Source organism: Enterococcus sp. AZ089 (assembly GCF_050547225.1).
GTDB classification, from domain to species: Bacteria; Bacillota; Bacilli; order Lactobacillales; family Enterococcaceae; genus Enterococcus_D; species Enterococcus_D entomosocium.
In genome coordinates this window covers 1,098,694-1,121,439 of sequence record NZ_CP172954.1, presented here as the reverse complement: position 1 = coordinate 1,121,439, position 22,746 = coordinate 1,098,694, and the positions used below count along the sequence as shown (strand labels likewise).

Sequence of the window (22,746 nt, the reverse complement as noted above, 5' to 3'; positions counted from 1 at the left end):
GAAATCACTTCCCTTGCATCATCAAATCATACAACTCTTTCTTTTTAGAGCTAGGATTATACTTGATACCAAATGCATCTAACTCCTGCATGATCTGCTTTTTAGTAATGCCTTCTAATCCAGCCACTTGTTCATCTTGTTCATCGGCCTGTTGTTCTGGAGTAGCAGCTGATTTTTCAGCATCATTAGCAGTATTTTCAGTTTGTTTTTCATTAATCGCTTTTGGTTCTTCATCAGTTTTTGGCTCATCTGCAACTAATACCCAATCGCCACCAGAAACAACACAAGGGCTACTAAAAGTAACCCCTGTTTTTGTGTTTTTATATTCCATTACTGTCCACCTCCTGCAGGTTTGATCACACGTGCAAAGCTACTTCCGTCCATGATTCCCCATCCAAGGTATGTTTCTGAACGCAAATAAACTTGGTTGTAACCTTTCAAATCTTGTCCGCTATTATCAGGATCACCATACTTGATTACTTCCAATGGGATTTCTTTTGCATATCCCCATTTGAACATGGAAGCAAAGTCACCAATTATAACCAAGTCATTCCCGCCGTTAGATACTGTGCGATTGATATCAGTTGGGATTCCACGAACAGTTCCCGGATTTGCTCCCCATGCTAATTCTGGAAATTGTTTGACACCATTTACTTTGTAAGATGCTAAGGCCGCTGAAAACTGCGGATCCATCGCCATACCCGAAATTACACCTTCCGCACCTTGTACCATTGAAGCAGCCGTTTCAATGTTTACATCTGGATCTGCTTCATTAAAGTCAACTGTTTGCGTTACTTTCCCGTCAAAGTGATTCGTTCCGATAATTGCTGACGCTGTACCAGTACGTGGATTGATTCCATGGAATGCCATTAAATCTAAACCACGAGCAAGTTTGCGAGCGTAACCTTCATTGAATGCTTTTACGATATCAATTTTTTCTTCATCTGACGCATACAAGAATTCATCAGAAATACGAGCGCCATATTCGACCTTGATTGGCACGATAGTCAACGGCGCAATAGAAACTCCTCCATGTGATTTTTTACCGTTTTCAGCAACGATATCGATTTCGGAATCCATAGTGAAAGTGAATTCTTTTTGCCCATTAAATGGAATCGGCTTTTGTTGAGATAAAGCTACTAAAGAACTTTTTCCTTTCACTTTGTTAATAAGGTCTGTAACTAATTCTGGATCAAATAAACTTCCTTTTGATAATGTTGGCATAATATTACTCTCCTTCTAAATTAAGATTTTCAATTAGATTTTTATAAGCGCCATCTTTTCCTTCACCTAAATTATTTTCAGTATTTTTCAAAGGTGGCGGCGTTTGTTTCTTACTTACAAAACTCGCTAACCGTTCTGCATCAGCTTTGATACTTTCTTCATCATCTCCAACCAAGCGATCTGCTAAATCAATTGGCAATCCGTTTTGCAACGCAATTCTAGTGCGCAAATTCACTGTTTCTTTCTCAGCGATTTGTTTATTTAGATCAGCTATTGTTTGCTCATGAGTCTTAGCGGCATTGCTTGATTCTTCGATTGTTGATTTCAAATCATCTAGTTCTGCTTCTAATGCAGCATTACGTGTTTTGATTTCATCGTAATCAGCGAACTTCCCTTTTTCACGACTCAATCTCTCCTGGATAATACGGTCCAGTTCCTCTTGTGTTTCAATTGCTTTGAATGTCATAATACAAACTTCCTTTCTCCTGCTTGCCCGGCAGTTCGGTAATTTTGCGTATTAAAAAACGACTACCGCTAAATAGTCGTCTAATACCTTTTTTGTTGTTTTTTCTTGGGCTTTTTAATACTACAAGCCCAATGTGCTAATAATGCACTGTCCATTAAACAGATATCTCTATCTTCAAATTGCGATTTATAACCAAATCCACCGTTGCTACCGATATTGCGCTTCTCACTGTTCGTAACTACTGAACTTAGAGATGGCTGATCTTTGTGACAAATTGTTTGTTGAAATATCCCTTGTTCCCATAATGAATTGGCAGTAATGATTTCTGATACTTTTGGAAGGATTGGCGCTTTAATTTTAAACTCTTCCATTTCTTTAGTTAGGATATTTTGACCTCCAGCACCGTCAATGACCACTGCATTTACGTTAGCTTTTTTCAAGAAATTAATTATCCATTGATTGCCATTTCTTACAGACACACAATCAATTGCTTCAACGAATATTTTTTCGGATAAAGTTTTAACTGCAATACTCATTGCAACATTCTGTCCATCACTCCCATACTTGATACCAACATACAACGGTCCTTTCAATACAGGCAGAGCTACTACTTTCAACCTTGTCCAATCCCTAGCAGAAATAGCAGATTTTTGATTGTACTTAGGCCAGTATCCTAAACGCTGTACGTTGTGATCAAGTTTGTCATCACCAAGTTCCGCTTCAATCTTTCGTTCCGTCAAATGATATCCCAATGAAGGATTGGAATTATACCAAGCCTCGACATCATGGATATCTTTCATATCCTCAACTGACCATTCGGCCCATCCAGAATATTTCGATTTACCGAATAGCGTAGTATCTCGATAACCTGTAAAAACGGTACCACTAGATACAGGAGTTGGTGGCGTACCACACATAATCGTCATAGGGTTTTGACTGTCTGTCACGGTATACTTCAATGCTGATTCTTGCTCAGTAGTGTATTCTTGAGCTTCATCGATCACAAGCAAGTCAAATCCTTCCCCAAGTCCACCACTAGATGTTCTTGTTCGGAATTGAATCACGCCGCCAGTTGAGTATAGCTCCAATCGTTCTTGACCTTTAGCTTTGATTGAATTGAAGTCTTCGCCCTCAATATATCCCGTGTCTTCAAGTAATTTTTTTACTTGTTCATATGAAGCGTGAGACGTACTGATTCTGTGAGCCGTATGCAAAATACTTAATCCTTCTTCTAAAGCATCTAACTCAATAATGTAAATAACCTCGGTTTTACCGTTTCTTCGCGGAATTGAGAAACCAAACTTTTGATGAACCCATAAATTATCTTCATCAATAGCCAAGATAGGTTCAAGCATACTAATTTGCCAATCATAACAATTGCGACCAGTTCTTTGATATCTTTCAATCGCTCTTTGAGATACAGATCTATCATATGGAATAATTACCGATTGAGTAGGATGTTGATTACCAAATTTCACTTTAGTAGTCATAAACTATCCCCTTTCAATCTCGATCATGCATGATAACCCTGTCGCTGGGAGATATTGGATCACGCATCCTTTCTCAAATTTATATTTTTTCTAGCTTGAATTTTCTGTTCCTTTTGTGGATCAGTCCAAGCTTTTGACCATACATTTTGTTTTCGACCATCACCCGGTTTATATTCAACTATACATTTACACCTTTCATGCCTTCGATAAATATCATCTGGTAAATCATAATAATCAAATGAGCCAGCTAAACTTTTACACCAATCACAAGCATGTCCTACTAAGGTTCTGTTAACTCTTGGCCTTAACCCAGATTTCGCATGAAAATCTACATTTGCTTTAATAACATCATCAACAACACTTTGACTAAAATTTACGATCGGTTCTCCTAATACCCACTTAACAGTATCGAAATCTTCTGCTGCTGATATCTTGTTTACAAGGCCATTCACCCTGTCTTGGTTGAAGTCAGGTTTCTGTCCTTTAATTTTAATTGCAGCTTCTTTGTTTAACTGCTCTTGAACATCAACAGCAAAATTTGAAATCAAATCGTAATTATTTTTCAGCGTTTCATTAAGCAACCGATCAGCAATATTAAAATACATTTTCCCGTCAGGAAGAATGTCAATGCTGATATTGCTGCCTAATACATTTGCTAATATTTCTCCAATTTCAATAGCAAACTCATTTACATTTTTGTATGTGGCCTTACGATTTTTGAGCAAAGAAAAAGCAGACTTCAACTTCTGACTATTGATTGTCTGCTCACTAAATTCATTTTTAATTTTTTCAAGTAATGCGGGAACAATGTCGTTATCCATTACTATCGCCACCTTTTATTCCAGTTAAATCTCTGATTGTTTCACTATTGATATATCCTGGAATCGCTTGATTCAATTTAATCGCACCATCTCCAATTAATGTTAATGAATTGGCATCAGCTTCAAATAATGGCTCCCACTTAGGAATTATTTTTGCAAACTGATATCTAAAATACGGGTAGTCATCACGTAAACAAGCAGCAATAAATGCTACGTTCAATATTCCAGATCCTAACGATCGTTGTGCTTTACGTCCAGCTAGCCTTAAATTTTCATGACTTGCCCGAATCGCTTCAACCGATGAGGGATTATCGGAAACAAATCCCAAGTCATCCAATGTAAGTCCTGTTTCACCAGCGAATCCAGCAGCTGCAGTTTTTAATTGTTCTGTAAATGGAGTCATACTAGAAGTCGTGAACTGTCCCACTGTTGGAGCATTACCACCTTCTCCGACTGTAAATTCGAGCATCGCTGAAATGGTTGCCTTCCAAGTATCCAATGGTTCTGAATCTTGATCTGTTCCTAAAACATATTTTTGCGGAAATGAGTAAAATTCTGCGGTGATATCTGCACGTTCTAGTGTACGTTTTGCGTATGACTGGTAATACATACCTGATCGTGTAATACGAGAACGACCAAATGGCCGAACTGCATCTGGCCGATGAATTACCGGCACTAATAATGGATAATCAAAACTATGTTCGATAGGTTCATCCGGTATATTTTCATCAGCATAATAGTAATGAGTTATACCAGGCAAAAAATATGCTTCAATAGATGGATTTCCATCTTTATCTCTTTCGAGAACTGCATACCCTTCCGTTAGAAGTCCTGTAATTGGATCAATAATCCCCGTTGCATTGCTTGCTTCAATTATTTGTAATCTAGGTATTTCTCCTTCACCCCTTGAAATATAAACGAAAGAACAAGAAGCAATCAAAGATGACAAAACCAAGCTATCAAAAAATACATCCGGATTATTTGCTTCAAAAATTTCGTTTACCTCAAAGTCATCATGTTCAAATTCACGAAAAACTAAACGATCAGCCAAAGAATCCACCCCTTTGGCACACCATCCTAAAACTGATCGATATCTTTTTCTTATTTCAGGTGGAATTGTGATTCCGAAGCTTGATTCATTCTTCTTCATATCGTATTGTCTATACCTTAAATCAACACGAATTTTATGAGTAGCTAGCTTATTTCTTAGGTACTCAATGCCATAAATTTCCATTATTTCACTCCTTTCAAAAAGTCGCGTGAGAAAAAATGTACAGTGACGGCGTGAAGCTCGGCCGCCAAGGCGGAGGGGTACCTATCCCCCCTTCTCTTTTCGCTTGTATCAGGTTTTAATTTCTTTTTGGTATGATTGGTATCTAACTTTTTCAACCGCCATAAGAAGCCCAATCAGTGCTTTGTGGAAGGTTTCTATTACCTACAACTTTAGGCGCTTCATCTTTGATTGAGTATAACTTGTCAGACTTCTGTCGGTTGCATGTCCAATGAGCCAGCTGCAGGTTTTCGATGCTGGATGGATGACCACCTTTATTGATTGGTACAATGTGATCCACTACTGGACTCAAAGGATGCGGTGCCTTTAGTGTTTTATCAATAGGCTTACCACAAATGCCACATGTGTTCAGGGTCTTCAGCAGTATCTTCTTGTTCTTCTCAAAGGCTACCCGGTGGGGTCCTTGTCTGTCCGCTCTTAAAGCCATTATAAAGGGATCCTTTCTTAGGGGTGGAGTACATTTAATACTCATAACAAAAAGACAGCACTAGCGAATTTTGATTTGAAGTGATTCACCTCGTTTCAAAACAATGTGCTGTCTTTCTATTTATCCAAAGAAGTTTTGCGATAAGGAGCTTTCCTCCATTCGGTTTATGATTATGTGAGTAGCCATAGACCGTCTCTCGTTTCTTCTACGCTATTAATATATTCCATATTAATCAAGTTTAAAACTAGAATTAGTAGTGCAACTTTTGTGCAACTTTTCTCGATGATCTTGCAATGATATCTTCATCTTCAACTTATTTTTGTTTAAAATATACTCATCGACAAAATCAATTGCTTTCCTTAATTCAGTATGTTTCTTTTGAATATACGATGTGCTGTAGTTAAGATCTTCGGCAATTTTTTCTAAAGTCATCCCTTCAACATATTTCAAATACATTATTTGATTGTCTAATCCCTTAAACGACTTTATCAGTAAAACCATTTCATTTAGTTGATCTTCTAGTAATTCAATCTCTTCTTCAATTATTTGAATATTCTCTTCTAAAGAAGCTGACCTTGAGTTTTTTTCAAGACGGACGTTTGCTAAATCACCACTGACCCATCGTTCCAATTCCAACTTACTTTTGTTAAGATTCCATTTCATGAAGAGAATCTGCTCTTCTAAATCTTGATAATTTTTAAGCCACTGAAATCTCACAAACGCCACTCCTTTTATGGTAAAATAATCATGTCACTGGTCACTTACCTAAAAGGTAGTGGCTTTTTTTATTTGCCTTCTTTCTCGTCCATCTTTTTCCCGACAATTACTGCAATGACCATAACCATCACGAATCCCGAAAATCCCAATATAGCAAACGTCATAAGCAATCATCCTTACAGATTAGTTCCCATCTTTCGATTTTATCTACTGGCAGTGTGAGAATGAACATTTGATTTTCAACTTTAAACCGGGCAACCACTTCATTTGGTTTTATTGGACTTTCTTCAACTCCACGGATAAGTAGTTTGGAACCATTATCAGCATGGAAATAGTATTTACGCCCATTCTTTGTGTTTTCTACTATTTGTTTTGCATTAAGCTGTACAGTCCGTTTTTCCTCTTCCCTTTTTAGAACTTCATTTTCTTCACGTTCTAAGGCGGCTTCCCTCATTACTTGCCACATTGGTTTTTGATTTGTCATTTTCATCCTCCATATAAAATAGCTTTAATCTTTTTAACTTGTTTCTTCTTTATTCTGGATTTATTGGTTCTTCTATAGATAGCATAATATTTTCGTATTCGGTCATCGCCTGATACCTTAGCTAAACTTTCCCAATCCATCCTGTTAATTATTTTAGAAACTGCTGAGATAACATTCGAGAATACCTCTACAACTCCTTGTATTACTAATCCGATGCCATCACTTACTTTTTCAAGTCCGGTTCGTTTCTTTTCCATGATTTAGCCTCCAAGCTTAAATGAGTTATTTACAGAATTACGGATCTGATTTGCAACACCACTCGAAATATTTATCTCCATTCCGGATTGACTCAGCATATTGGCAGAAATACTTGTTCCAACTATTAAGCCCTTACTCAATTGTCTTCCGGTTATATATGATCTTGCTACCTCATACAATTCACCTCGAGGGACAAAGTTAAACTTATATATTTCAAAAAAACGATCATTACTCATTTGAAAGAAATCTAATGCCAATTTGAATTTTGAATGTCCTTTATATGTGCCGTATTTTTTAACTAAATATGCTCCACGATCGTCATCTGCCTTGATCTTATCTTTCTGATTGTCATTCATTTTTTTACTGGCTTCTGATTCTGAAACATTCTCAACGGACATGATCCATATTTTTTCCAAGCAAGCCTTCATGACTTCTTCTTCGTTCGAATTCATACCATGAAAAGCAATCCGTCCTATTTCTTTTAACATTTATTTCATCCCCCTGCTTCCATAGCATCCCTGACTAACGGATCGTTGATAATAATCTTGTACTTCATCTGCTCATGCTGCAGCTGTTCTTGTAACTGCTCAATTTGTTTCTGCTGGTCCACAATTGTATAGGATAGCCAACTCAATCCAGCGATCGTTAACAGTATTGATACAATGGCTAGTACTGTATAATGATTAACTTTCATTAGCTTGCTCCTGAACTAAAACAAGTAATTCATTCTCTACTTCATGAATCTGCTCAAACAAATCACTTTTCGCTTCGTTGATTGCTTTCGCCATAATCTTACGAGGCACACCAAAATGCTTATTGTTTCCCTCAAAAGCATCCCAAAAACACAACTCACAATCGCTAGACTTAATTCCGCCACCGTGTTCTCTACGGAATGCATCGCCAAAACGTTCTCCATGTTCTAACTCACTATCAAGTTTTTGCAACTTATCAGACAGTTCACTTACTTTTTTACAAAAATCAGGCCAATTCATTCTTATCCCTCCTGTTTGCTATCGTTGACGATTGCGGAATTAATTAAGTCCTTTTGCCAAAGTTCTAAATTTGTAGACAGCTTTGTTGGTTTGTCGGTAGATCAGAATAATTCGATCATTATCCATAGGTACTAATTCCACATATTCAAAAACTTCGTCTGGATTTTTTGCTACTTTTTCTTTAAAGAAATCAGTTAGTTGTTTATCAATAAATGGTGCTAAAAATTCCTTGAATTTTATCATCACTCTTCCTCCTGTTCCTGCGCCAAGGCCATCAAAGAGCCTAATAATGCGTTAAATCCGTTTCGAGAAAATTTCATAGTAATAATTTGAACTTTCCTTTTTCTTGTAGGGAAAGCACGAGCCGTCACTTGATAACTTCCACTCTCTAATTTTTCGACATTGATTACTTTTTCAATGTATTCACTCTCTGGTAGAGCTGAATTCTCTATTTGCATAACTATTCCCCCTAGTTGTTTATTTCGTCGGATAGCTGACTATTATTCAGATAATTCGAGCGGAATGAGAATCTTATTTTCAATCGCTCGTATTGCATTTTCGGTCAAAATTCTTTGCCATCGTTTATTTTTTGGAGACCAACGCATTGCAGCTGATTTTAACAAGCCTCTTATATCCTCGGACGGCTTTCCGTTAGTTACGATATAAATTCGGTTATCTTCTAAATCGATGCCATAACCAGCAATTTCTTCGTGTTCAAGTTCGCTATAAAATGCTTGCCAGCCTTCTTCTTTTGCTTTAGCTTTTCGTTTAGCGTCTACATTTTCTCTTTGTTCGATCAAAACTGGATCAAACATTTTTCTTGTATTATCTAAAAATCTTTCATGCTTCCCATCGTTGCTGTATAGTTCCCTTTCCAACTCATGAATGCGATCAAGTTCACGCTTTTTCTTTCTAGTGGGATAGTTAGCACCGCCGGAAATCATTACAGATGGAATTGTCGTTGCTTTCAAAATGTTGGTTCGCAACTCAACTACCAATTTGTTGTATCTAACAAGCCTTTCATCCAAAGCTTTTTCATTTTCTGGTGTGACGAATGATCTAAAGTCATTTACAAAGGATTCGATATAACTTTCAATCTCCTTGTTAAAGTCTCTTCCTCGGTAAAAAGAAGTCAATTCTTCGTAACGTTGCCCTACTTCTTTCGGAATCTTGTAAACAAGCTCAAAATTTCCTTGTTGCACTTTTTCAAAAGTTAACATTTGCTAAAACTCCTTCAGTTGGTTATTTTGGTGGATAGTTGAATTACTCAACGTCTTCATCTTCAAAAACCCTCTTATGGCAATCATCACAATGCCACCATTTTCCATAAGTGGTTTTTAAACCGTCATACATAGAACCATTTTCTACATCTATCGTATTACTTGCGTAATACCATGAAGAACCGCTCATATAGTCTTTACGATAGAATATAGCGCAACCGCAATGTGGACACTCGTTAATTGGTAGAGTCACTTTATTCAACTCTCTTTCTAGTTTTGTATTTCTGTCGTTAATCAACTGGTAAACGCCTTGTAAAGCCACAATTCATCCCCTGAACAAAGTCAAATGAATACTTCTGCACATAATACTCTGAATTATCGCTATAACTGTCTATTGCTTTTTCAACTAACATTTTCCATGTTTCTTTGTTTAAATTCTCTGGTTCGATACCACTTAATCCCCATAAATCGAACTCTTTACCCACCTCAATGAATCCGTACATTCCATTTTGATTGTTGTAAAGGTGAACTCGAACTCCTTTAAACCTGTTGCTATCGCTAAATTCATCTTGAATTTTATAGCCTTTGAATTCCATAGTTTTCACTTCCCTCAATTCCGCAATTTCTTCCGATTCTGGAATTATTTCAGGTCACTGGATTTAACGAAAACACCATTGACCATCTTTCCAGTCCGTCCTTTGATTTCGTCATAAGCAAAATTCAAACATTCGTACAAGTCCATATCATTTTGCATTGCCAAAATGATCAAGGTTACTACTACATCGCCAATACCATCTCTTAGTGCATCTCGATCGTTTCTTGCTAATGCAGCTGCAACTTCACCAGTTTCTTCGACAACTTTCAACATTTGTTTGCTAGAATCTGATTTATCCAATCCTTTTTCTTTTGACCATTGTTCTACTAATTCAACTAACTCATTCATGAATTTCCCTTCAATTATTTTGATTAATCGTAATCAACCACCTCGTCAATGGTTCCACTCCAATCCTTATAGCGGTAAGTCCTTCCTTGTTTATCTTCATGACCATAACGTAATAAATCGCTCATCGTTCGATTTGCTTTTTTACACTTCCGACATACGTCTTTTCGAGTACCTGTGAAAATCACTTCGCCTTTGTATAGAACTTCAACAATTCGCAAATGGGATTGCTCCCCTCTCCAGAGTTCAACACGCAATGCTTCCCGCTCTTTCTCGCTTATTGGATCAATCTCTCAATCATCAAGGTTAGATAGATAAAGCAATCGTTGTAGTTTTAAAGCACGTTCTCTGTGACGCTTCTTTTTTTCATGCTCTTTCTGCTTCATCGCCTGTTGATTCTGTTTCATGTTGATCACCTCCTGCATCTGCTGGCTTATACACATATTCATAAGGCTCCCACTGCTTATTTCCGAGAAGGCGATAGTACTTCCCCGCAAGTGTAATAATAAAATGATAGGTATCTGCCTTCTCCGGAACGTAACATCTTGCATAGTATTGACGGTAATTCTTGGGATTGTTAGAAAAATACTCAACCGTCCATCCTCGTACCTCGCAAAACATGGTGAATTCGACACGTGCTACTTTAAAACTGGTTATTCTTTCATCCATAGAATCACCAATTCGTTTTATTCAGAAAATCGATGTAGCCCGGCGTAGCAACCTGATATTCTTCCAACTCTTCTTCAATAATGTACTGACGGCCATATTTTGCTTTCATATTCTGCCAATCACTCCATGGGATAAACCCAACGGTCTTTTTGATCATGCAACAAACTCCTGCCATCGCACCTAATTTTTGATGGAGATCCAACAATGCCTCTTGATTTTGTGTGATCACTGATTTTTTTAATCGATCCGTTGTGGTCATCTTTGCTTCAAAAACAATGGCACGTCCATCCCATAGAGTTCCTTTATAATCTGGTTGAGCTTTTCCGATCGGATAAACGATCATGCTGCCATCGCCGATTATTTTCTTCACACGAAACGGTTCAGGCGTTTTTTCAATCAAAGCAATTTCATTTGTTCTGTAGTACCAACATCCTTGATCAATCATTTTTTCAAAGATATCGCCTAAATCATTGTTGACTCTATTTTGGTAATTTCTTGAAGACATCGTTTCTACCTACTTTCTGCATTAGTTTAGTAATAAATCCTTCTTTGTCATTTTGACCAAATGTATCTAGTGTTCTGCGGTAAATGCGCTCATAGTGTGCTTTATCTTCAAAGCAAACGAATTGTGAATACCGATCACTCTTAACTATTCCTGTGTATGCTGAATGATCATTTAACTTGTTTGATGCAGTATCGCAAATTTGCTGATTTTGAAGAAACCGGATTTCCTTTGCTTCTGATTTGATTTCCAATGTTTTAATACATGGAGAAAATTTCCCTTTGTTTTGATCATCAATGTTTAACATCAAAAAGACTTCCTGCATCATGTCGATACAATCTGATTTATCAAAGCAGGCGACCAGATACGTCTGTTTACTTTCCATTTCTACCTCTTTCTCTATCCATCATCATTTCTGAACAGTTCGATTTTGAAATACCATCCACGATCCTCATCGTAAATTTTTAATATATCTCCTAAAATCCGGTATTGAGGAAACCTCTTAAGAATTTCCTCTGCTCCATCATCATTGGACATACCTAATTTATTTAGTTTTCTAAATGACCAATAATCATCGTTCGTTGTTTCGTGTGGTTCTTTAAGGTTTCGACTCTTGGACCATCGTTTTTGACCTTTCTTCCACTGGCGATTTTCCCATTTCTCTTGACCAGTTAAATAATTGACCAAGCCTTGCATCCCATCTGAATCGTATTGAATGTTTTGCACTTGCCTTCGACCAAGAGGCTGCTTCTTCTTTCCTCGCCCTTTAGACCAAACACTCTCGATTGCATCCCTTGATGGTCCATTGTTTAAAACAATATGGTGATGGATTCGAGTGATATAGCCTACTTCCTCATCGTATTGATAAGAGGTAAACCACATGTACTTGAGTTCGAACCCTTCTTTCTCATAGAGTCTTTTTAGTTTTTTCAAAGTGTTTTCTTGATCACGCTTTGCATCAGCAGGCTTTTCAGGGAGAAACTGATCAGAATAAGTGAAAGTGGCATAGTAATCTTTCTCTCCAAAATTTGCATATAGGAACAAAGCAGCCTTTCTTTTACTTTGGGCTTGATTCCATCTTGCTTGAGATAAGCCAGTTACTTTTTTTCTCCTACCTCTGGGTTCTCTGCATTTTCGTTCCTGCTCGATCGTCCTACTGTAAAGTCGGATTTCTTTATATGGTCCAGCTTCCACTCTGCGTTCTCTAACAAATGATTTCTTCATGACAAACACCCCAGAATTTTCTACGTCCGTTAAGTTAGTATCTAATACAAGGACGATAAAACGCCGAAATAGCAGCGTTTTTTGCAAAAATAGTCTGAGGATGGTATACTTATCTTGTCAGGGAATAAGTTATACCATTCTCAGAAGTCGCCAATTTGGGCGGCTTTTTTTATTGTTCTGAAAACTGGAAAAGAACCTTTTCTTCGGTTGGTTTTCCCAGATGAAAAACATGGTGATACAACGTTCTTCCACGCAACTGAAATGTTTCTACTCTACCTCGTTCAGTTTTCGCTTCAATACTGTATACATAATTCTCGCCACGTTTTCTCATACGAACCTGCATCACAATTGCAGGCATTTTTTCCAAATACTCGATTGCCTTCGACAACATTTACATCACCTGCAGCTTTCACTCATCTTCGAACAAATTTATCTGTCCAGAATTATTGACATCAATTGGATAAACAACTGGTTCCAATTCTCGTTTCGGTAATCCGTGATTCGATTCTGCATCGATGGTAATTCCTCGATGATCACTAGTGACTTTGATTCCAACCTTTATTGAGATCGTGCGTTTTGCTTCAATGTCCTTTTGAGTATCCTGTAAATCGTTAGTAATTGTTCGAACTTCTGCATCTAGCAAACTGTTGACTTTTGCCATCAACTTATCGGCTAACGTTAAGGCTAACTTGTCATTATTCATATTGAATTCCTCCTTTACTTACTAAATCCGGTAGCAATTTAGGGATGGCCATTTGCAACTTTTGAAACTGATCATCAGAAACAACGAAATATAAAGCAATCGTTGGTGTCTCATCGCTATCAAATGAACGATCCTCTACTTCACATGTCGATTCAAACTTATTCCAGATAATCGACTTAATTTTTTGAGTGTATGGCTTAACATACATTCGATTAGTAGTGAAAATAATTTCTCTTTCTTTAAACATCTAGTTACCCTCCAATCATTAATAGGAAACAAATAGCTAACAAAATACCGTTTAACAATAAGCTGGCATAAGCAATCCCTTGTAATTGACGTGCTTTATACAATGGATTGTTATGGAGTGTTGCTAACCATTTCTTATTCACAAAATCCCTCCTTTCAATCTGACATGATATTTGCCCAGTTTTCTTGCAAATACTTTGCCATTTCTAAAGCATTGAATTTCCAAGGGTTCCCTTTGCCTTTTGAGTAACGAACAAAACCGCCGTTTCTGACATCTAGTATTTCTCTGTTTGGATAAAGAATTTTTTCCTTTATCCAATCTTCGTCAGTAGTTTGCAGCCGTTCCTTAAGATCATCCATTGTCCATGTTTGACCCATCAAATCTTTTTTCTTTAATGATTCATATTCTTCAATCTCCACAACTTTTAAATGTGAAGGTATTAAGATTTGAATCGGTGTATTGATTTCAATGGTTTGAGACATAGTGTTTCTCCCTCCCTAATTTCTTTGTTTGCTTTTGAAGGTCAAAATGATTGATTTCTTTTTATCTTGCTCATGTACGAAATTTTCGTATTCGTTACCTAAAAAAATTTCATCATACTTGACACCGAAAGCATCAATATATTTCCTAAGCAAACTATCTTTTATTTTTGAAGAGTCTTTTTCCATATTTTGAATAGTTCTTGAAGTAACATCAAAAAGTTCAGCTAGCTCTTCCTGAGTCAAACTATGCATCACTCGCAACTCTTTTAGGGTCTTCATCCAACTTCCTCCTCATAGTTCTGTATTTGATGAGTCAAATATAATACGATTTTTTCGTATTGTCAACAAATAAATTCGTAATTTTCGTACTTATATATTTACTTTGATTCGATTTTTTCGTATAATATGAAATATAAAGAGGTGAGAACATGGATGATAAACAAAGGAATATCATTATTGCAGCAAATATAAAAAGTTTTATTAGAAAAAATAATATAACCCAAAAACAGTTAGCTAAAGAAATTGGGATTTCTCCATCAACTATGAGTGACTATATGAATTTGCGCTCTAATCCATCTCATGGAGTTATTCAAAAAATCGCTGATTATTTTGGGATTATGAAAAGTGATATTGACACTACTTACAAAGAAAGCAAGTCTTCAATAGATTCTATTTACAGCCAGTTGAATATGGATCGCCAAAAAAGAGTATATGATTTTGCTCAAAATGAACTCAAAGAACAGAAGAAAGAATTATTCACAATCGCAGCTCACTCTGACGATCCTAATATGAAGTTATCTAAAAAAGAATTTGAAGATCTAAATCTATATTTAGATGAGGCAGATAAAAAATTTGATGATAAGTAGGGTTGCAGATGGATGATTTTGAAAATCTTTTAAACAAGGTTACGACTGAAATTCCAGTTATAGAATTACCTTTAGAACAGGACACTGGATATACAGGTCTTTATAGAAACAATCGGATATACTTAGATAAAAATAAATCAAGTAGAAAAAAGAAGGTTGTTTTGGCTGAAGAATTTGGTCACCATAAAAGAACTATTGGAAATATTCTTAATTATAAAGATCCCGAGGCTTGGAAAGAAGAATGGAAAGCTAGAAGATATGGTATTGAAATTCTGATCACACTTGATGATCTCTTAGACTGTGCTTTGAATGGATGTAACAACATTTATGAATGCAGCGAACACCTGAATGTAACTCCCGAATTTTTTGAAGATACCCTCATTCACTATTTCAACAAATACGGTAAATACCATTATCATCGCAACTATAAATTTACATTCGACAATGAGTTTATATTCGTGGAACCTATTAAAATTTTTGGATAAACAAAAAATCTTTTGGAAGTTCCCGCTCCCAAAAGATCTGCTCATTTCTGAGACTGTACAAATATATTATATCAAAGAAATGAGGAAAGAAAAATGGCAAAAAGAGTTAGAGGCGAAGATGGTAAAATGTACAAGGTTAAGAAACCATTTTACAAAAGGGTTTGGTTTTGGGTACTAGCTATTATCTTTATAGCAATAGTTGGTAACGGATTATCTGGTGGTAATAATGATTCTGCTGCCGAAAAAACTTCAAATAGCTCTTCTGTAGCAGATAAATCGACAAGTTCATCAATTAAAGAAGAAAGTTCATCTACTGTTGTTGAAAAAGAGTCTAAGCCAGAAGATAATGTTTCTAGCGAATTTAAATCTGCACTGAATCAAGCGAAATCATATTCAGATACAATGCACATGTCCAAACAAGGAATTTATGATCAGCTAGTATCCGAGTATGGTGGTCAATTTCAACCTGATGCTGCGCAGTATGCAATTGATAATATCCAAGCTGATTGGAATGCTAACGCATTGGAACAAGCTGAATCTTATTCTGATTCAATGCATATGTCTAAACAAGGAATTTATGATCAACTAATTTCTGAAAATGGCGGTCAGTTTACTGCTGAAGAGGCACAATACGCTATTGATAACATTAAAGCTGATTGGACTGCTAATGCATTGGAACAAGCGAAAAGTTATCAAGAAAGCATGTCAATGTCTCCTGAAGGTATTAGAGATCAATTAGTTTCTGAACACGGAGGTCAGTTTACACAAGAAGAAGCTGATTACGCTGTTAATAATTTAGATTAATAAGAAAAACACGTCCCTCTTCTTGGCGGTCGAGGACGTGCTGGACACAAATAAACGTAAGGCTTATTTAGTCATGCCTATTGTAGCAAAACTAAGGAGTTGAATCAATATGGCTAGTATTCAAAAGAAAGAAAACGGATGGCAGTATCGTGTCTCTTATAAAGATACTGATGGTAAATATAAAACAAAAACAAAAGGAAAATTTGCAACAAAAAAAGAAGCGCATCTAGCTGCTGCTGCTATTGAAAAGAAACTAACTGAAGGATTTAGAATTTCTGATTCTGACCAGGAGTTTTCTGTTTATTTTCGAGAATGGTATGAAGTTTATAGAAAAGGAAAGTTTTCTAAAGCAAATGATGCCGATATAGAAAAGTCTATAAAATTTGCGGAAGCAAATTTCAAAGGAATAAAACTTAAAGATTTGAATAGGAAAATATACCAACAGAAGTTGAATGAATTCGCTAAAACGCGACGAACCTCCACTGTTTCAAAAATTCACATCTATATGAAAGCAGCGATACAAGATGCACTGCAAGAAGGAATTATTTTCAAGGACCCTACTTATAAGGTTTCATCTCGTGGTGGTGTTTCAGATAAATCAGATAGAGATAAATTCCTAAGCTACAATGAAACCAAAAAACTCACAAATTCTTTAATTGATGGTATCAAACCAACATACGTATCCAGATATATGATTCTTTTAGGTATTGCTACAGGAATGCGATATGCGGAAATACTTGGATTGACTTGGAACTGTATAGATTTTGAAGATAAAACTGTTAGGGTTGAGAAGACATGGGACTATGTATACAAACAAGACTTTTCAAATACTAAGAATTACCAATCAATGCGCCTTATTACTGTTGACGACTTCACTCTTGATCTTCTGAAACAATTAAAGAAACATCAACGTGAATATTACTTTGGCAGAATACTAAAGAATGAGAAAAATCTAGTTTTTTTAAATGACGATATGGAGTTAATATCAAACTCTGCAGTAAACAAAACGTTGAAGAAACATCAAAAGAAAATTGGAATAGATCAACCGATAAACTTTCATGGCCTTCGACATACACATGCATCAATACTTATCTATCAAGGTGTTAATCTAAAATACGTTTCCAGACGTTTGGGCCATAAAAAAATTGAAACGACATTAGGTATTTATCAGCATATTCTTGATGAAATGGAACAAAAAGAATCTCAAATCGTTAGCACGACAATGGGTGAGCTATTTGCATGAATCCTTAATCTCGTGCAAAATCGGTGCAAAATAATCTTATTTTCTCTAGTTTTCTTCCACTTTCTTATATATTAAAAAACACAAGAACCCTTGATATATAAGCATTCCTTATATAATCAGGGGTTCTTCTGGTTTCTTCATAAGGAGAGTACAGGATTTGAACCTGCGCGCCGGGATGAACCGGGTCGGCGGATTTCGAGTCCGCTGCATTACCACTCTGCCAACTCTCCATAACAGTTATTTTCGCTAGTTTTACAAAAAATGTCAAGAAAAATCTGCATCCAAAATGGAAATGGATACAGATTTTTTGTTCTTTAATCGAAAATATAGTTTTCTTTCTTTTCGATTACGCCTGCGATCGTCTCGTTGATGATTTTGATGATCTGATCATCGGTGGGTGTGATGATACCCGCCGACATTAAGGAAGCCAAACCAGTCACAACGATCCATGCGCCATTATGTAGTGCATTTATCGCATCTTCGGATAGATCTGCATATTTTTCTTCTGATTTGATCAAGGATTTGAAATAGGTGGATGAAAAATCATGCATCAATTTCCCACCGCCGTAGTCGTCGATAAAAAGGGCGATGTAGAGATTGTGCTGCTCTTGCGCGAAGCGTATATAATTCAGGCCTAAATCAACAAGTTTGTCTCCTGTTCGAACGACTGGAAAAACATTTTCCGATAAATCTTTGAAAACAGCCTCCACCAAGGTATTTTTTAAGTCCTGCATATTTTCGAACTCAAGATAAATTGGTTGAGTAGAAATTCCCATGTGCTTAGCGATATTCCGGGCCGTAAAGTTGCCAAAACCTTCTCTATTGATCAGTTCATAAGCGGCCTTCAAAATGTGTTCTCTTGTATAGACCTTCCTTCGCATCAATAAATCCCCCTTTTTATATTTATTTAATTGTAACCGAGATATTCATTTTTTAAAAATAAAACACTCCTTCCGTTATCTTATTTCTATTCACTTTGTTCACTAAAAACGAATGTTTAGTAATAGGAAATGTTCTGCTTTTTTCATTTATCACAAAAAATCCAACGGATGGCGTTCTAGTTATTTTTCAAATCTACTTTTCTTTCTTGTTGAAAACTCGCTGAAATTGTACACTAGGAGTGTAGCACGCAAATTCGATTGAAAAAGGGGTTTGGAAATGGCTGAATCAAAAGAGCTATTATTGGAGACCTGCTTATTAGCAGGGAAAATCATGATGGAAAACGGCTCGGAAGTGTATCGCGTGGAAGATACGATGAATCGAATTGCGGCAAACGCTGGAGAGCAAGGGAGTATTAGTTATGTAACAGCAACTGGACTTTTTATGGGCTTACGCAGTAGCCACTATGCACAAGTAGAAAATGTTCATGATCGAGTCATCAATCTCGAAAAAATTGTTGCCGTCAATGGGCTCTCTCGCGCCTATGCGGAAAAGAAACTTTCCTTAGCGGAACTGCATGAGGCATTAAAAAAGGTCAATCAGACAACACCAAGTTTTCCTTACTGGCTACAGGTTCTTAGTGCTGGCGTGGTCAGCAGTACCTTAATGATTATTTTTGGCGGTGCTTGGTTTGACTTTCTAGCGACCTTCGTCATTGGCTGCCTTGGCTTTTTGTGTGCGTATTGGGTCAAGAAACTGATCGACATTCGCTTTTTGGATATGTTTTGTGCCTCCTTACTGATCGGTACTTTGTCTGTCTTAGCGGTCTCTCTTCATATCGCACAAAACGTCGATAATTTGATTATCGGTGCCGTCATGCCCTTAGTTCCTGGTGTAGCAATCACCAATTCCTTTCGGGATATCTTGGCGGGCCATCTCATTAGTGGCACAGCTCGGGGAACAGAGGCCATCTTTACTGCTGCCGCGATCGGTGTAGGCATCGCCACGGTCTTCACCTTATTTGGAGGGATCTCATGACGATTTTTATTCACCTTTCCTTCAGCTTCTTAAGCACTGTAACCTTCGGCATCTTGACCAATATTCCTAAAAGAGCCTTAGTTGCCACAGGCATTGCTGGAACGGTTGGCTGGATGATCTATTGGTCATTGCAAACGATTGGCTACGGTCTAGGCAGTGCCAACTTCTTAGCCGCATTTGCCGTCGGTTGCGTCAGCATCTTTTTTTCCCGCAGAAAAAAAATGCCCATGATCATTTTTAACATTCCTAGCCTCGTTCCCCTCGTACCGGGTGGGCCTGCCTACAAAGCCGTTCGAGAATTCGCTTTGGGCGACAACTTTGTCGGTTTTGAAAATCTGATGATCGTTGTCATCACCGCTGGGGCGATTGCCGGCGGGTTCATGATGACGAGTGTGGTTGAAAAGATCGTCAATCGCTGGCAAGTGAAACGCACAAAAAAACGTCACCCGGATAAAAAAATCTCCTAAAACTATTGGCGCGCAGAAACTATAAATTTTTCTTATTTCAGACTTTAGTACAATGTTTTCTTTTCGGACTTCTTTTATAATAAAGGCATACCTTACAAAACTGTTTGACGTTTGTCATTTGTTTTACTGGATTTTTCTGGTCCCACCCCGTATAGTGAGATTATGAAACATAAAGGAGATGAAGTCCTGTGAGCATAGCAACTTCTCGTCGTATCATTAATACGATTTCTATTATTGGCTTAGGTTTATCGATCGCGTTAACCATCTATTTTATCAATCTAGGTGTTTTTAAAGATATTAATGCACTGCGAGGTCTAGTTGGAAATTCCGTTATCTTAGGACCAATCGTCTTTATCCTATTGCAGATCTTGCAAGTAGTAATCCCGATTATTCCCGGTGGTGTCTCCAGCGCTGCAGGTGTCTTGATTTTCGGTCCTTATCTAGGATTCGTTTATAACTATGTAGGAATCAGTATTGGTTCTGTCATTATTTTCCTGCTTGGCCGACGATACGGTAAACCATTCATTTTAAGTATGATCAGTGACAAAACTTACGATAAATATATCGGCTGGTTAGACAACCAAAGCCGATTTGAAAAACTTTTCGCCCTTGCAATCTTTCTACCGGTTGCCCCTGATGATGCCCTTTGTCTAATGGCTGGCTTGACCAACATGACGGTGAAGAAATTTACGTTGATTATTTTGTTGGCAAAACCTGCTTCAATTTTCTTGTACAGTATGGCATTGATTTACGGTGGAACATTCTTAACTGGTTTGTTAGGCGGATAAGAATCATATGTAAGAAAAACGATCAATTCAGCGAGCCGAACGTAAAGAAGCTGCTTTTCAAACAGGGAACTATGCCTGTGGCAAATGTGCTTCTAAAACTGTTCGGCTCTTTTTTACCGCCTTTCTAGAATAAATTAACCACAATACTTACTTTGTTAGGATGACGACCATGAATTATTTAAAAAACAGCTTAGTCAACACGTGGGATTTTTTGAAAGACAGCAATGCCTACTTCCGTGATGTTTTATTGATGCACGGTGCCTTGTTGTTCTTAGTGATCCCGATATTATCGGCTTCCACCAAGTTCGTCTTAAAGCGCGGCGGATTGCCCTACCTTTCTTTCGATAATATCGGTAGTATCTTTACAGATCACCCTATTGTGTTGCTCTCATTAACCCTGATTTTGCTTTTGATCTTATTAGCCGTCTTTTTTGAATTTACTTTCTTGCTGCTGAGTGTCTATTTTATCAAAAAGAAGCAGCCCATCAGCTTGCGGCAATTGTTACGAATGACTATTTTGCAATTGCGCAAATTACGGCCGATGACCTTTTTATTTTTCCTTTTTTACTTCTTACTGATTTTACCCATCGGTGGATTGAGTTTTAATTCGGATTTACTCGCAAAAATCAAAATCCCTGCCTTTATCATGGACTTTATTTTTGCCAATCGTGTCTTGATCATTGGGGCAGTGCTTTTGGTTTATGTTTTGTTGATTTACTTGGGGATTCGCGTGATCTTTGCCTTACCGGAAATGATTTTACGTGATCTGCCCTTTCGAAAAGCGATCAAAGAAAGCCTCCAAGTAACAAAACGCCGTTTTTTTGCCATCGTTGGTCAATTTGTCTTTATCGGTGGTAGTATCTTATTGATCACGACTCTGGGCTTCACGCTGCTGATTACCCTTCAAGCAGTGATTGAAGTTGTTACACCGGACTATGCGTTGTATAGTGCTGTTTTTATTATGACTTTCTTGCAGTTTATTTTGTTACTGAATGTCATTTTATCGACCGTGGCTATTTTTTACATCATCGTTGATTTCATGGATGATGAAGGCTTTTTACCAGAGATCCCTTCGTGGTTCCACCAAGAACCATTGAACCAGCGACATTTTCTAGGACTGAAAAGTTCCTTGTTTACCTTGGTCACGGTACTTTTTGGTGTTGGGGTTAGTCTGTATAATATGAACTATCTGACCTCAGCTGCTTCGATCCATCCGGTAACGATCTCCCATCGAGGGGTAAGCGACGGACAAGGGGTCCAAAATTCCCTTGAAGCGTTACGATTTACTAGTGAGAAATATCAGCCGGACTACGTGGAAATGGACGTCCAGCAAACAAGTGATGGTCATTTTATTGTCTACCATGATTTTTCTTACCGGCCTTTGACAGGCGGCAAAGGAAAACCCGAGCAATTGCCCTTGAGTTACGCCGAATCACTGACGGTTTCAGAAAACAACCAGACAGCCCGTATTCCAACTTTTGACGAGTACTTGGCGCTTGCCAATCAGTTGGACCAAAAATTACTGGTGGAGATCAAAACCCAACAAAAAGATACTGCGGCACTCGTAGATGCCTTCTTAGACCGATACCAAGAGGATTTAGTTGCAAATGGGCATATTATGCAAAGTCTCTCCTATACAGTTGTTGAAGAATTAAAAGATAAGGCGCCTGAATTGACGTCGGGATACATCATGCCTTTCAATGTCGTAGGGCCGCCACTGACCAGTGCCGACTTTCTGACAATGGAATACAGTACGATCAACCGCAACTTCATCGCTTCTGCCCGGACCGATGGCAAGGAAGTGTTCGTTTGGACCCCCAATGATGCGGATACTATCAGCCGAATGCGTTTTTACGGTGTAGACGGGATCATTACTGACCAAATGGGGATTTTAAATGAAGAGTTGAGTTTGTCGGAAGAAGACATGACTTATTCAGACAAACTATTGAATTTCGTGATTGGGGTTGGCTGATCTCACACAAAGAAAAATACTGCTCACGGTGATCCGTTGAGCAGCAT

At 37.5% G+C, this 22,746-nt stretch carries 37 protein-coding genes and 1 tRNA gene; 8 read left to right on the top strand and 30 right to left on the bottom strand.

Annotated features, from left to right (window positions below; all coding sequences use genetic code 11):
• Window positions 1-4 precede the first annotated feature (4 nt).
• The 28 genes from IGJ01_RS05215 to IGJ01_RS05080 all read right to left on the bottom strand — a co-directional run bounded on the left by IGJ01_RS05215 (window position 5) and on the right by IGJ01_RS05080 (window position 14,436).
• Complete coding sequence (locus IGJ01_RS05215; RefSeq protein ID WP_118215266.1) at window positions 5-331, bottom strand: hypothetical protein; 327 nt, start codon at window positions 329-331, stop codon at window positions 5-7.
• A complete protein-coding gene (locus IGJ01_RS05210; RefSeq protein WP_118215267.1) occupies window positions 331-1,224 on the bottom strand; it encodes a phage major capsid protein in 894 nt (297 codons plus the stop codon). Before IGJ01_RS05210 ends, IGJ01_RS05215 begins: the two co-directional genes overlap by 1 nt.
• Window positions 1,225-1,228: 4 nt before the next feature.
• The gene (locus tag IGJ01_RS05205) at window positions 1,229-1,690 is read right to left on the bottom strand and encodes a capsid assembly scaffolding protein Gp46 family protein (protein WP_041120521.1); all 462 of its coding nucleotides are present in this window, start codon (window positions 1,688-1,690) and stop codon (window positions 1,229-1,231) included.
• 80 nt (window positions 1,691-1,770) lie between these two features.
• On the bottom strand, window positions 1,771-3,180 hold the full coding sequence (locus IGJ01_RS05200) for a DEAD/DEAH box helicase family protein (protein WP_430601504.1): 1,410 nt from the start codon (window positions 3,178-3,180) through the stop codon (window positions 1,771-1,773).
• A 59-nt stretch (window positions 3,181-3,239) separates the two neighbouring features.
• Window positions 3,240-4,001 carry a hypothetical protein gene (locus IGJ01_RS05195; protein WP_430601503.1) on the bottom strand — a complete coding sequence of 254 codons (762 nt, stop codon included), beginning with the start codon at window positions 3,999-4,001 and terminating at the stop codon, window positions 3,240-3,242.
• Window positions 3,994-5,235, bottom strand: a complete 1,242-nt coding sequence (locus IGJ01_RS05190; RefSeq protein WP_430601502.1) for a hypothetical protein — start codon at window positions 5,233-5,235, stop codon at window positions 3,994-3,996. Before IGJ01_RS05190 ends, IGJ01_RS05195 begins: the two co-directional genes overlap by 8 nt.
• 151 nt (window positions 5,236-5,386) lie before the next feature.
• Entirely contained in the window at window positions 5,387-5,719 is a 333-nt protein-coding gene (locus IGJ01_RS05185) for an HNH endonuclease (protein ID WP_430601501.1), read from the bottom strand.
• A 228-nt stretch (window positions 5,720-5,947) separates the two neighbouring features.
• Complete coding sequence (locus tag IGJ01_RS05180) at window positions 5,948-6,436, bottom strand: hypothetical protein (RefSeq protein WP_118215272.1); 489 nt, start codon at window positions 6,434-6,436, stop codon at window positions 5,948-5,950.
• A 160-nt stretch (window positions 6,437-6,596) separates the two neighbouring features.
• Entirely contained in the window at window positions 6,597-6,920 is a 324-nt protein-coding gene (locus IGJ01_RS05175) for a hypothetical protein (protein ID WP_430601500.1), read from the bottom strand.
• Window positions 6,921-6,922: 2 nt separating this feature from the next.
• Window positions 6,923-7,177 (bottom strand): hypothetical protein, encoded by a 255-nt coding sequence (locus IGJ01_RS05170; protein WP_430601499.1) that lies wholly within the window; start codon window positions 7,175-7,177, stop codon window positions 6,923-6,925.
• Window positions 7,178-7,180: 3 nt separating this feature from the next.
• Window positions 7,181-7,666: a hypothetical protein gene (locus IGJ01_RS05165; protein ID WP_430601498.1), complete on the bottom strand. Its 486-nt coding sequence runs from the start codon at window positions 7,664-7,666 to the stop codon at window positions 7,181-7,183.
• 5 nt (window positions 7,667-7,671) lie between these two features.
• Window positions 7,672-7,872, bottom strand: coding sequence for a hypothetical protein (locus IGJ01_RS05160; protein WP_430601497.1), 201 nt, complete (start codon window positions 7,870-7,872; stop codon window positions 7,672-7,674).
• Window positions 7,862-8,170 (bottom strand): hypothetical protein, encoded by a 309-nt coding sequence (locus IGJ01_RS05155; protein ID WP_196044564.1) that lies wholly within the window; start codon window positions 8,168-8,170, stop codon window positions 7,862-7,864. Before IGJ01_RS05155 ends, IGJ01_RS05160 begins: the two co-directional genes overlap by 11 nt.
• Before the next feature lie 39 nt (window positions 8,171-8,209).
• On the bottom strand, window positions 8,210-8,413 hold the full coding sequence (locus tag IGJ01_RS05150) for a hypothetical protein (protein WP_196044563.1): 204 nt from the start codon (window positions 8,411-8,413) through the stop codon (window positions 8,210-8,212).
• Window positions 8,413-8,628, bottom strand: coding sequence for a hypothetical protein (locus IGJ01_RS05145; RefSeq protein ID WP_144772086.1), 216 nt, complete (start codon window positions 8,626-8,628; stop codon window positions 8,413-8,415). Before IGJ01_RS05145 ends, IGJ01_RS05150 begins: the two co-directional genes overlap by 1 nt.
• A 42-nt stretch (window positions 8,629-8,670) precedes the next feature.
• Window positions 8,671-9,390, bottom strand: a complete 720-nt coding sequence (locus IGJ01_RS05140) for a hypothetical protein (RefSeq protein ID WP_196044562.1) — start codon at window positions 9,388-9,390, stop codon at window positions 8,671-8,673.
• A 43-nt stretch (window positions 9,391-9,433) separates the two neighbouring features.
• A complete protein-coding gene (locus IGJ01_RS05135) occupies window positions 9,434-9,712 on the bottom strand; it encodes a hypothetical protein (protein ID WP_196044561.1) in 279 nt (92 codons plus the stop codon).
• Window positions 9,681-9,986 (bottom strand): hypothetical protein, encoded by a 306-nt coding sequence (locus IGJ01_RS05130; protein WP_196044560.1) that lies wholly within the window; start codon window positions 9,984-9,986, stop codon window positions 9,681-9,683. The genes IGJ01_RS05135 and IGJ01_RS05130 overlap by 32 nt, the downstream gene beginning before the upstream one ends.
• 44 nt (window positions 9,987-10,030) lie before the next feature.
• Window positions 10,031-10,333 (bottom strand): MazG-like family protein, encoded by a 303-nt coding sequence (locus IGJ01_RS05125; protein WP_087627980.1) that lies wholly within the window; start codon window positions 10,331-10,333, stop codon window positions 10,031-10,033.
• A 23-nt stretch (window positions 10,334-10,356) separates the two neighbouring features.
• Window positions 10,357-10,551 carry a hypothetical protein gene (locus IGJ01_RS05120; RefSeq protein ID WP_430601496.1) on the bottom strand — a complete coding sequence of 65 codons (195 nt, stop codon included), beginning with the start codon at window positions 10,549-10,551 and terminating at the stop codon, window positions 10,357-10,359.
• Between the two features lie 452 nt (window positions 10,552-11,003).
• Complete coding sequence (locus IGJ01_RS05115; RefSeq protein ID WP_196044558.1) at window positions 11,004-11,504, bottom strand: Holliday junction resolvase RecU; 501 nt, start codon at window positions 11,502-11,504, stop codon at window positions 11,004-11,006.
• Window positions 11,479-11,886 (bottom strand): hypothetical protein, encoded by a 408-nt coding sequence (locus IGJ01_RS05110; RefSeq protein WP_196044557.1) that lies wholly within the window; start codon window positions 11,884-11,886, stop codon window positions 11,479-11,481. The genes IGJ01_RS05115 and IGJ01_RS05110 overlap by 26 nt, the downstream gene beginning before the upstream one ends.
• A 14-nt stretch (window positions 11,887-11,900) precedes the next feature.
• A complete protein-coding gene (locus IGJ01_RS05105) occupies window positions 11,901-12,725 on the bottom strand; it encodes a rolling circle replication-associated protein (RefSeq protein WP_230321977.1) in 825 nt (274 codons plus the stop codon).
• A gap of 409 nt (window positions 12,726-13,134) precedes the next feature.
• On the bottom strand, window positions 13,135-13,428 hold the full coding sequence (locus IGJ01_RS05100) for a hypothetical protein (protein ID WP_142964693.1): 294 nt from the start codon (window positions 13,426-13,428) through the stop codon (window positions 13,135-13,137).
• Window positions 13,421-13,675: a hypothetical protein gene (locus IGJ01_RS05095; RefSeq protein WP_087627986.1), complete on the bottom strand. Its 255-nt coding sequence runs from the start codon at window positions 13,673-13,675 to the stop codon at window positions 13,421-13,423. The genes IGJ01_RS05100 and IGJ01_RS05095 overlap by 8 nt, the downstream gene beginning before the upstream one ends.
• A gap of 4 nt (window positions 13,676-13,679) precedes the next feature.
• On the bottom strand, window positions 13,680-13,817 hold the full coding sequence (locus IGJ01_RS05090) for a hypothetical protein (protein ID WP_170927549.1): 138 nt from the start codon (window positions 13,815-13,817) through the stop codon (window positions 13,680-13,682).
• Between the two features lie 13 nt (window positions 13,818-13,830).
• Entirely contained in the window at window positions 13,831-14,157 is a 327-nt protein-coding gene (locus IGJ01_RS05085; RefSeq protein WP_041120560.1) for a DUF771 domain-containing protein, read from the bottom strand.
• 15 nt (window positions 14,158-14,172) lie between these two features.
• Entirely contained in the window at window positions 14,173-14,436 is a 264-nt protein-coding gene (locus IGJ01_RS05080; RefSeq protein ID WP_142964690.1) for a helix-turn-helix transcriptional regulator, read from the bottom strand.
• A gap of 149 nt (window positions 14,437-14,585) precedes the next feature.
• Here IGJ01_RS05080 and IGJ01_RS05075 point away from each other — a divergent pair, with 149 nt between their 5' ends.
• The 4 genes from IGJ01_RS05075 (at window position 14,586) to IGJ01_RS05060 (ending at window position 17,555) form a co-directional block, all read left to right on the top strand.
• Window positions 14,586-15,023 carry a helix-turn-helix domain-containing protein gene (locus tag IGJ01_RS05075; RefSeq protein WP_413135702.1) on the top strand — a complete coding sequence of 146 codons (438 nt, stop codon included), beginning with the start codon at window positions 14,586-14,588 and terminating at the stop codon, window positions 15,021-15,023.
• 8 nt (window positions 15,024-15,031) lie between these two features.
• Window positions 15,032-15,508 (top strand): ImmA/IrrE family metallo-endopeptidase, encoded by a 477-nt coding sequence (locus IGJ01_RS05070; protein ID WP_142964689.1) that lies wholly within the window; start codon window positions 15,032-15,034, stop codon window positions 15,506-15,508.
• A gap of 93 nt (window positions 15,509-15,601) precedes the next feature.
• Complete coding sequence (locus tag IGJ01_RS05065; protein ID WP_430601495.1) at window positions 15,602-16,312, top strand: Ltp family lipoprotein; 711 nt, start codon at window positions 15,602-15,604, stop codon at window positions 16,310-16,312.
• Between the two features lie 109 nt (window positions 16,313-16,421).
• Complete coding sequence (locus tag IGJ01_RS05060; protein WP_154694574.1) at window positions 16,422-17,555, top strand: tyrosine-type recombinase/integrase; 1,134 nt, start codon at window positions 16,422-16,424, stop codon at window positions 17,553-17,555.
• A 142-nt stretch (window positions 17,556-17,697) separates the two neighbouring features.
• Here IGJ01_RS05060 and IGJ01_RS05055 read toward each other — a convergent pair.
• Together IGJ01_RS05055 and IGJ01_RS05050 are read right to left on the bottom strand one after the other, a co-directional pair.
• A tRNA-Ser gene (locus tag IGJ01_RS05055) sits at window positions 17,698-17,785 on the bottom strand.
• Window positions 17,786-17,869: 84 nt separating this feature from the next.
• Window positions 17,870-18,436 (bottom strand): TetR/AcrR family transcriptional regulator, encoded by a 567-nt coding sequence (locus IGJ01_RS05050; protein ID WP_086299272.1) that lies wholly within the window; start codon window positions 18,434-18,436, stop codon window positions 17,870-17,872.
• A gap of 277 nt (window positions 18,437-18,713) precedes the next feature.
• On the opposite strand from IGJ01_RS05050, the gene IGJ01_RS05045 reads away from it, so the two are divergent.
• The 4 genes from IGJ01_RS05045 (at window position 18,714) to IGJ01_RS05030 (ending at window position 22,699) form a co-directional block, all read left to right on the top strand.
• Complete coding sequence (locus tag IGJ01_RS05045; protein WP_016619873.1) at window positions 18,714-19,472, top strand: threonine/serine exporter family protein; 759 nt, start codon at window positions 18,714-18,716, stop codon at window positions 19,470-19,472.
• Entirely contained in the window at window positions 19,469-19,939 is a 471-nt protein-coding gene (locus IGJ01_RS05040) for a threonine/serine exporter family protein (RefSeq protein ID WP_005237187.1), read from the top strand. The genes IGJ01_RS05045 and IGJ01_RS05040 overlap by 4 nt, the downstream gene beginning before the upstream one ends.
• Before the next feature lie 188 nt (window positions 19,940-20,127).
• On the top strand, window positions 20,128-20,727 hold the full coding sequence (locus IGJ01_RS05035; RefSeq protein ID WP_005229140.1) for a TVP38/TMEM64 family protein: 600 nt from the start codon (window positions 20,128-20,130) through the stop codon (window positions 20,725-20,727).
• 169 nt (window positions 20,728-20,896) lie between these two features.
• Window positions 20,897-22,699, top strand: a complete 1,803-nt coding sequence (locus IGJ01_RS05030) for a glycerophosphoryl diester phosphodiesterase membrane domain-containing protein (protein ID WP_034872501.1) — start codon at window positions 20,897-20,899, stop codon at window positions 22,697-22,699.
• Window positions 22,700-22,746 lie beyond the last annotated feature (47 nt).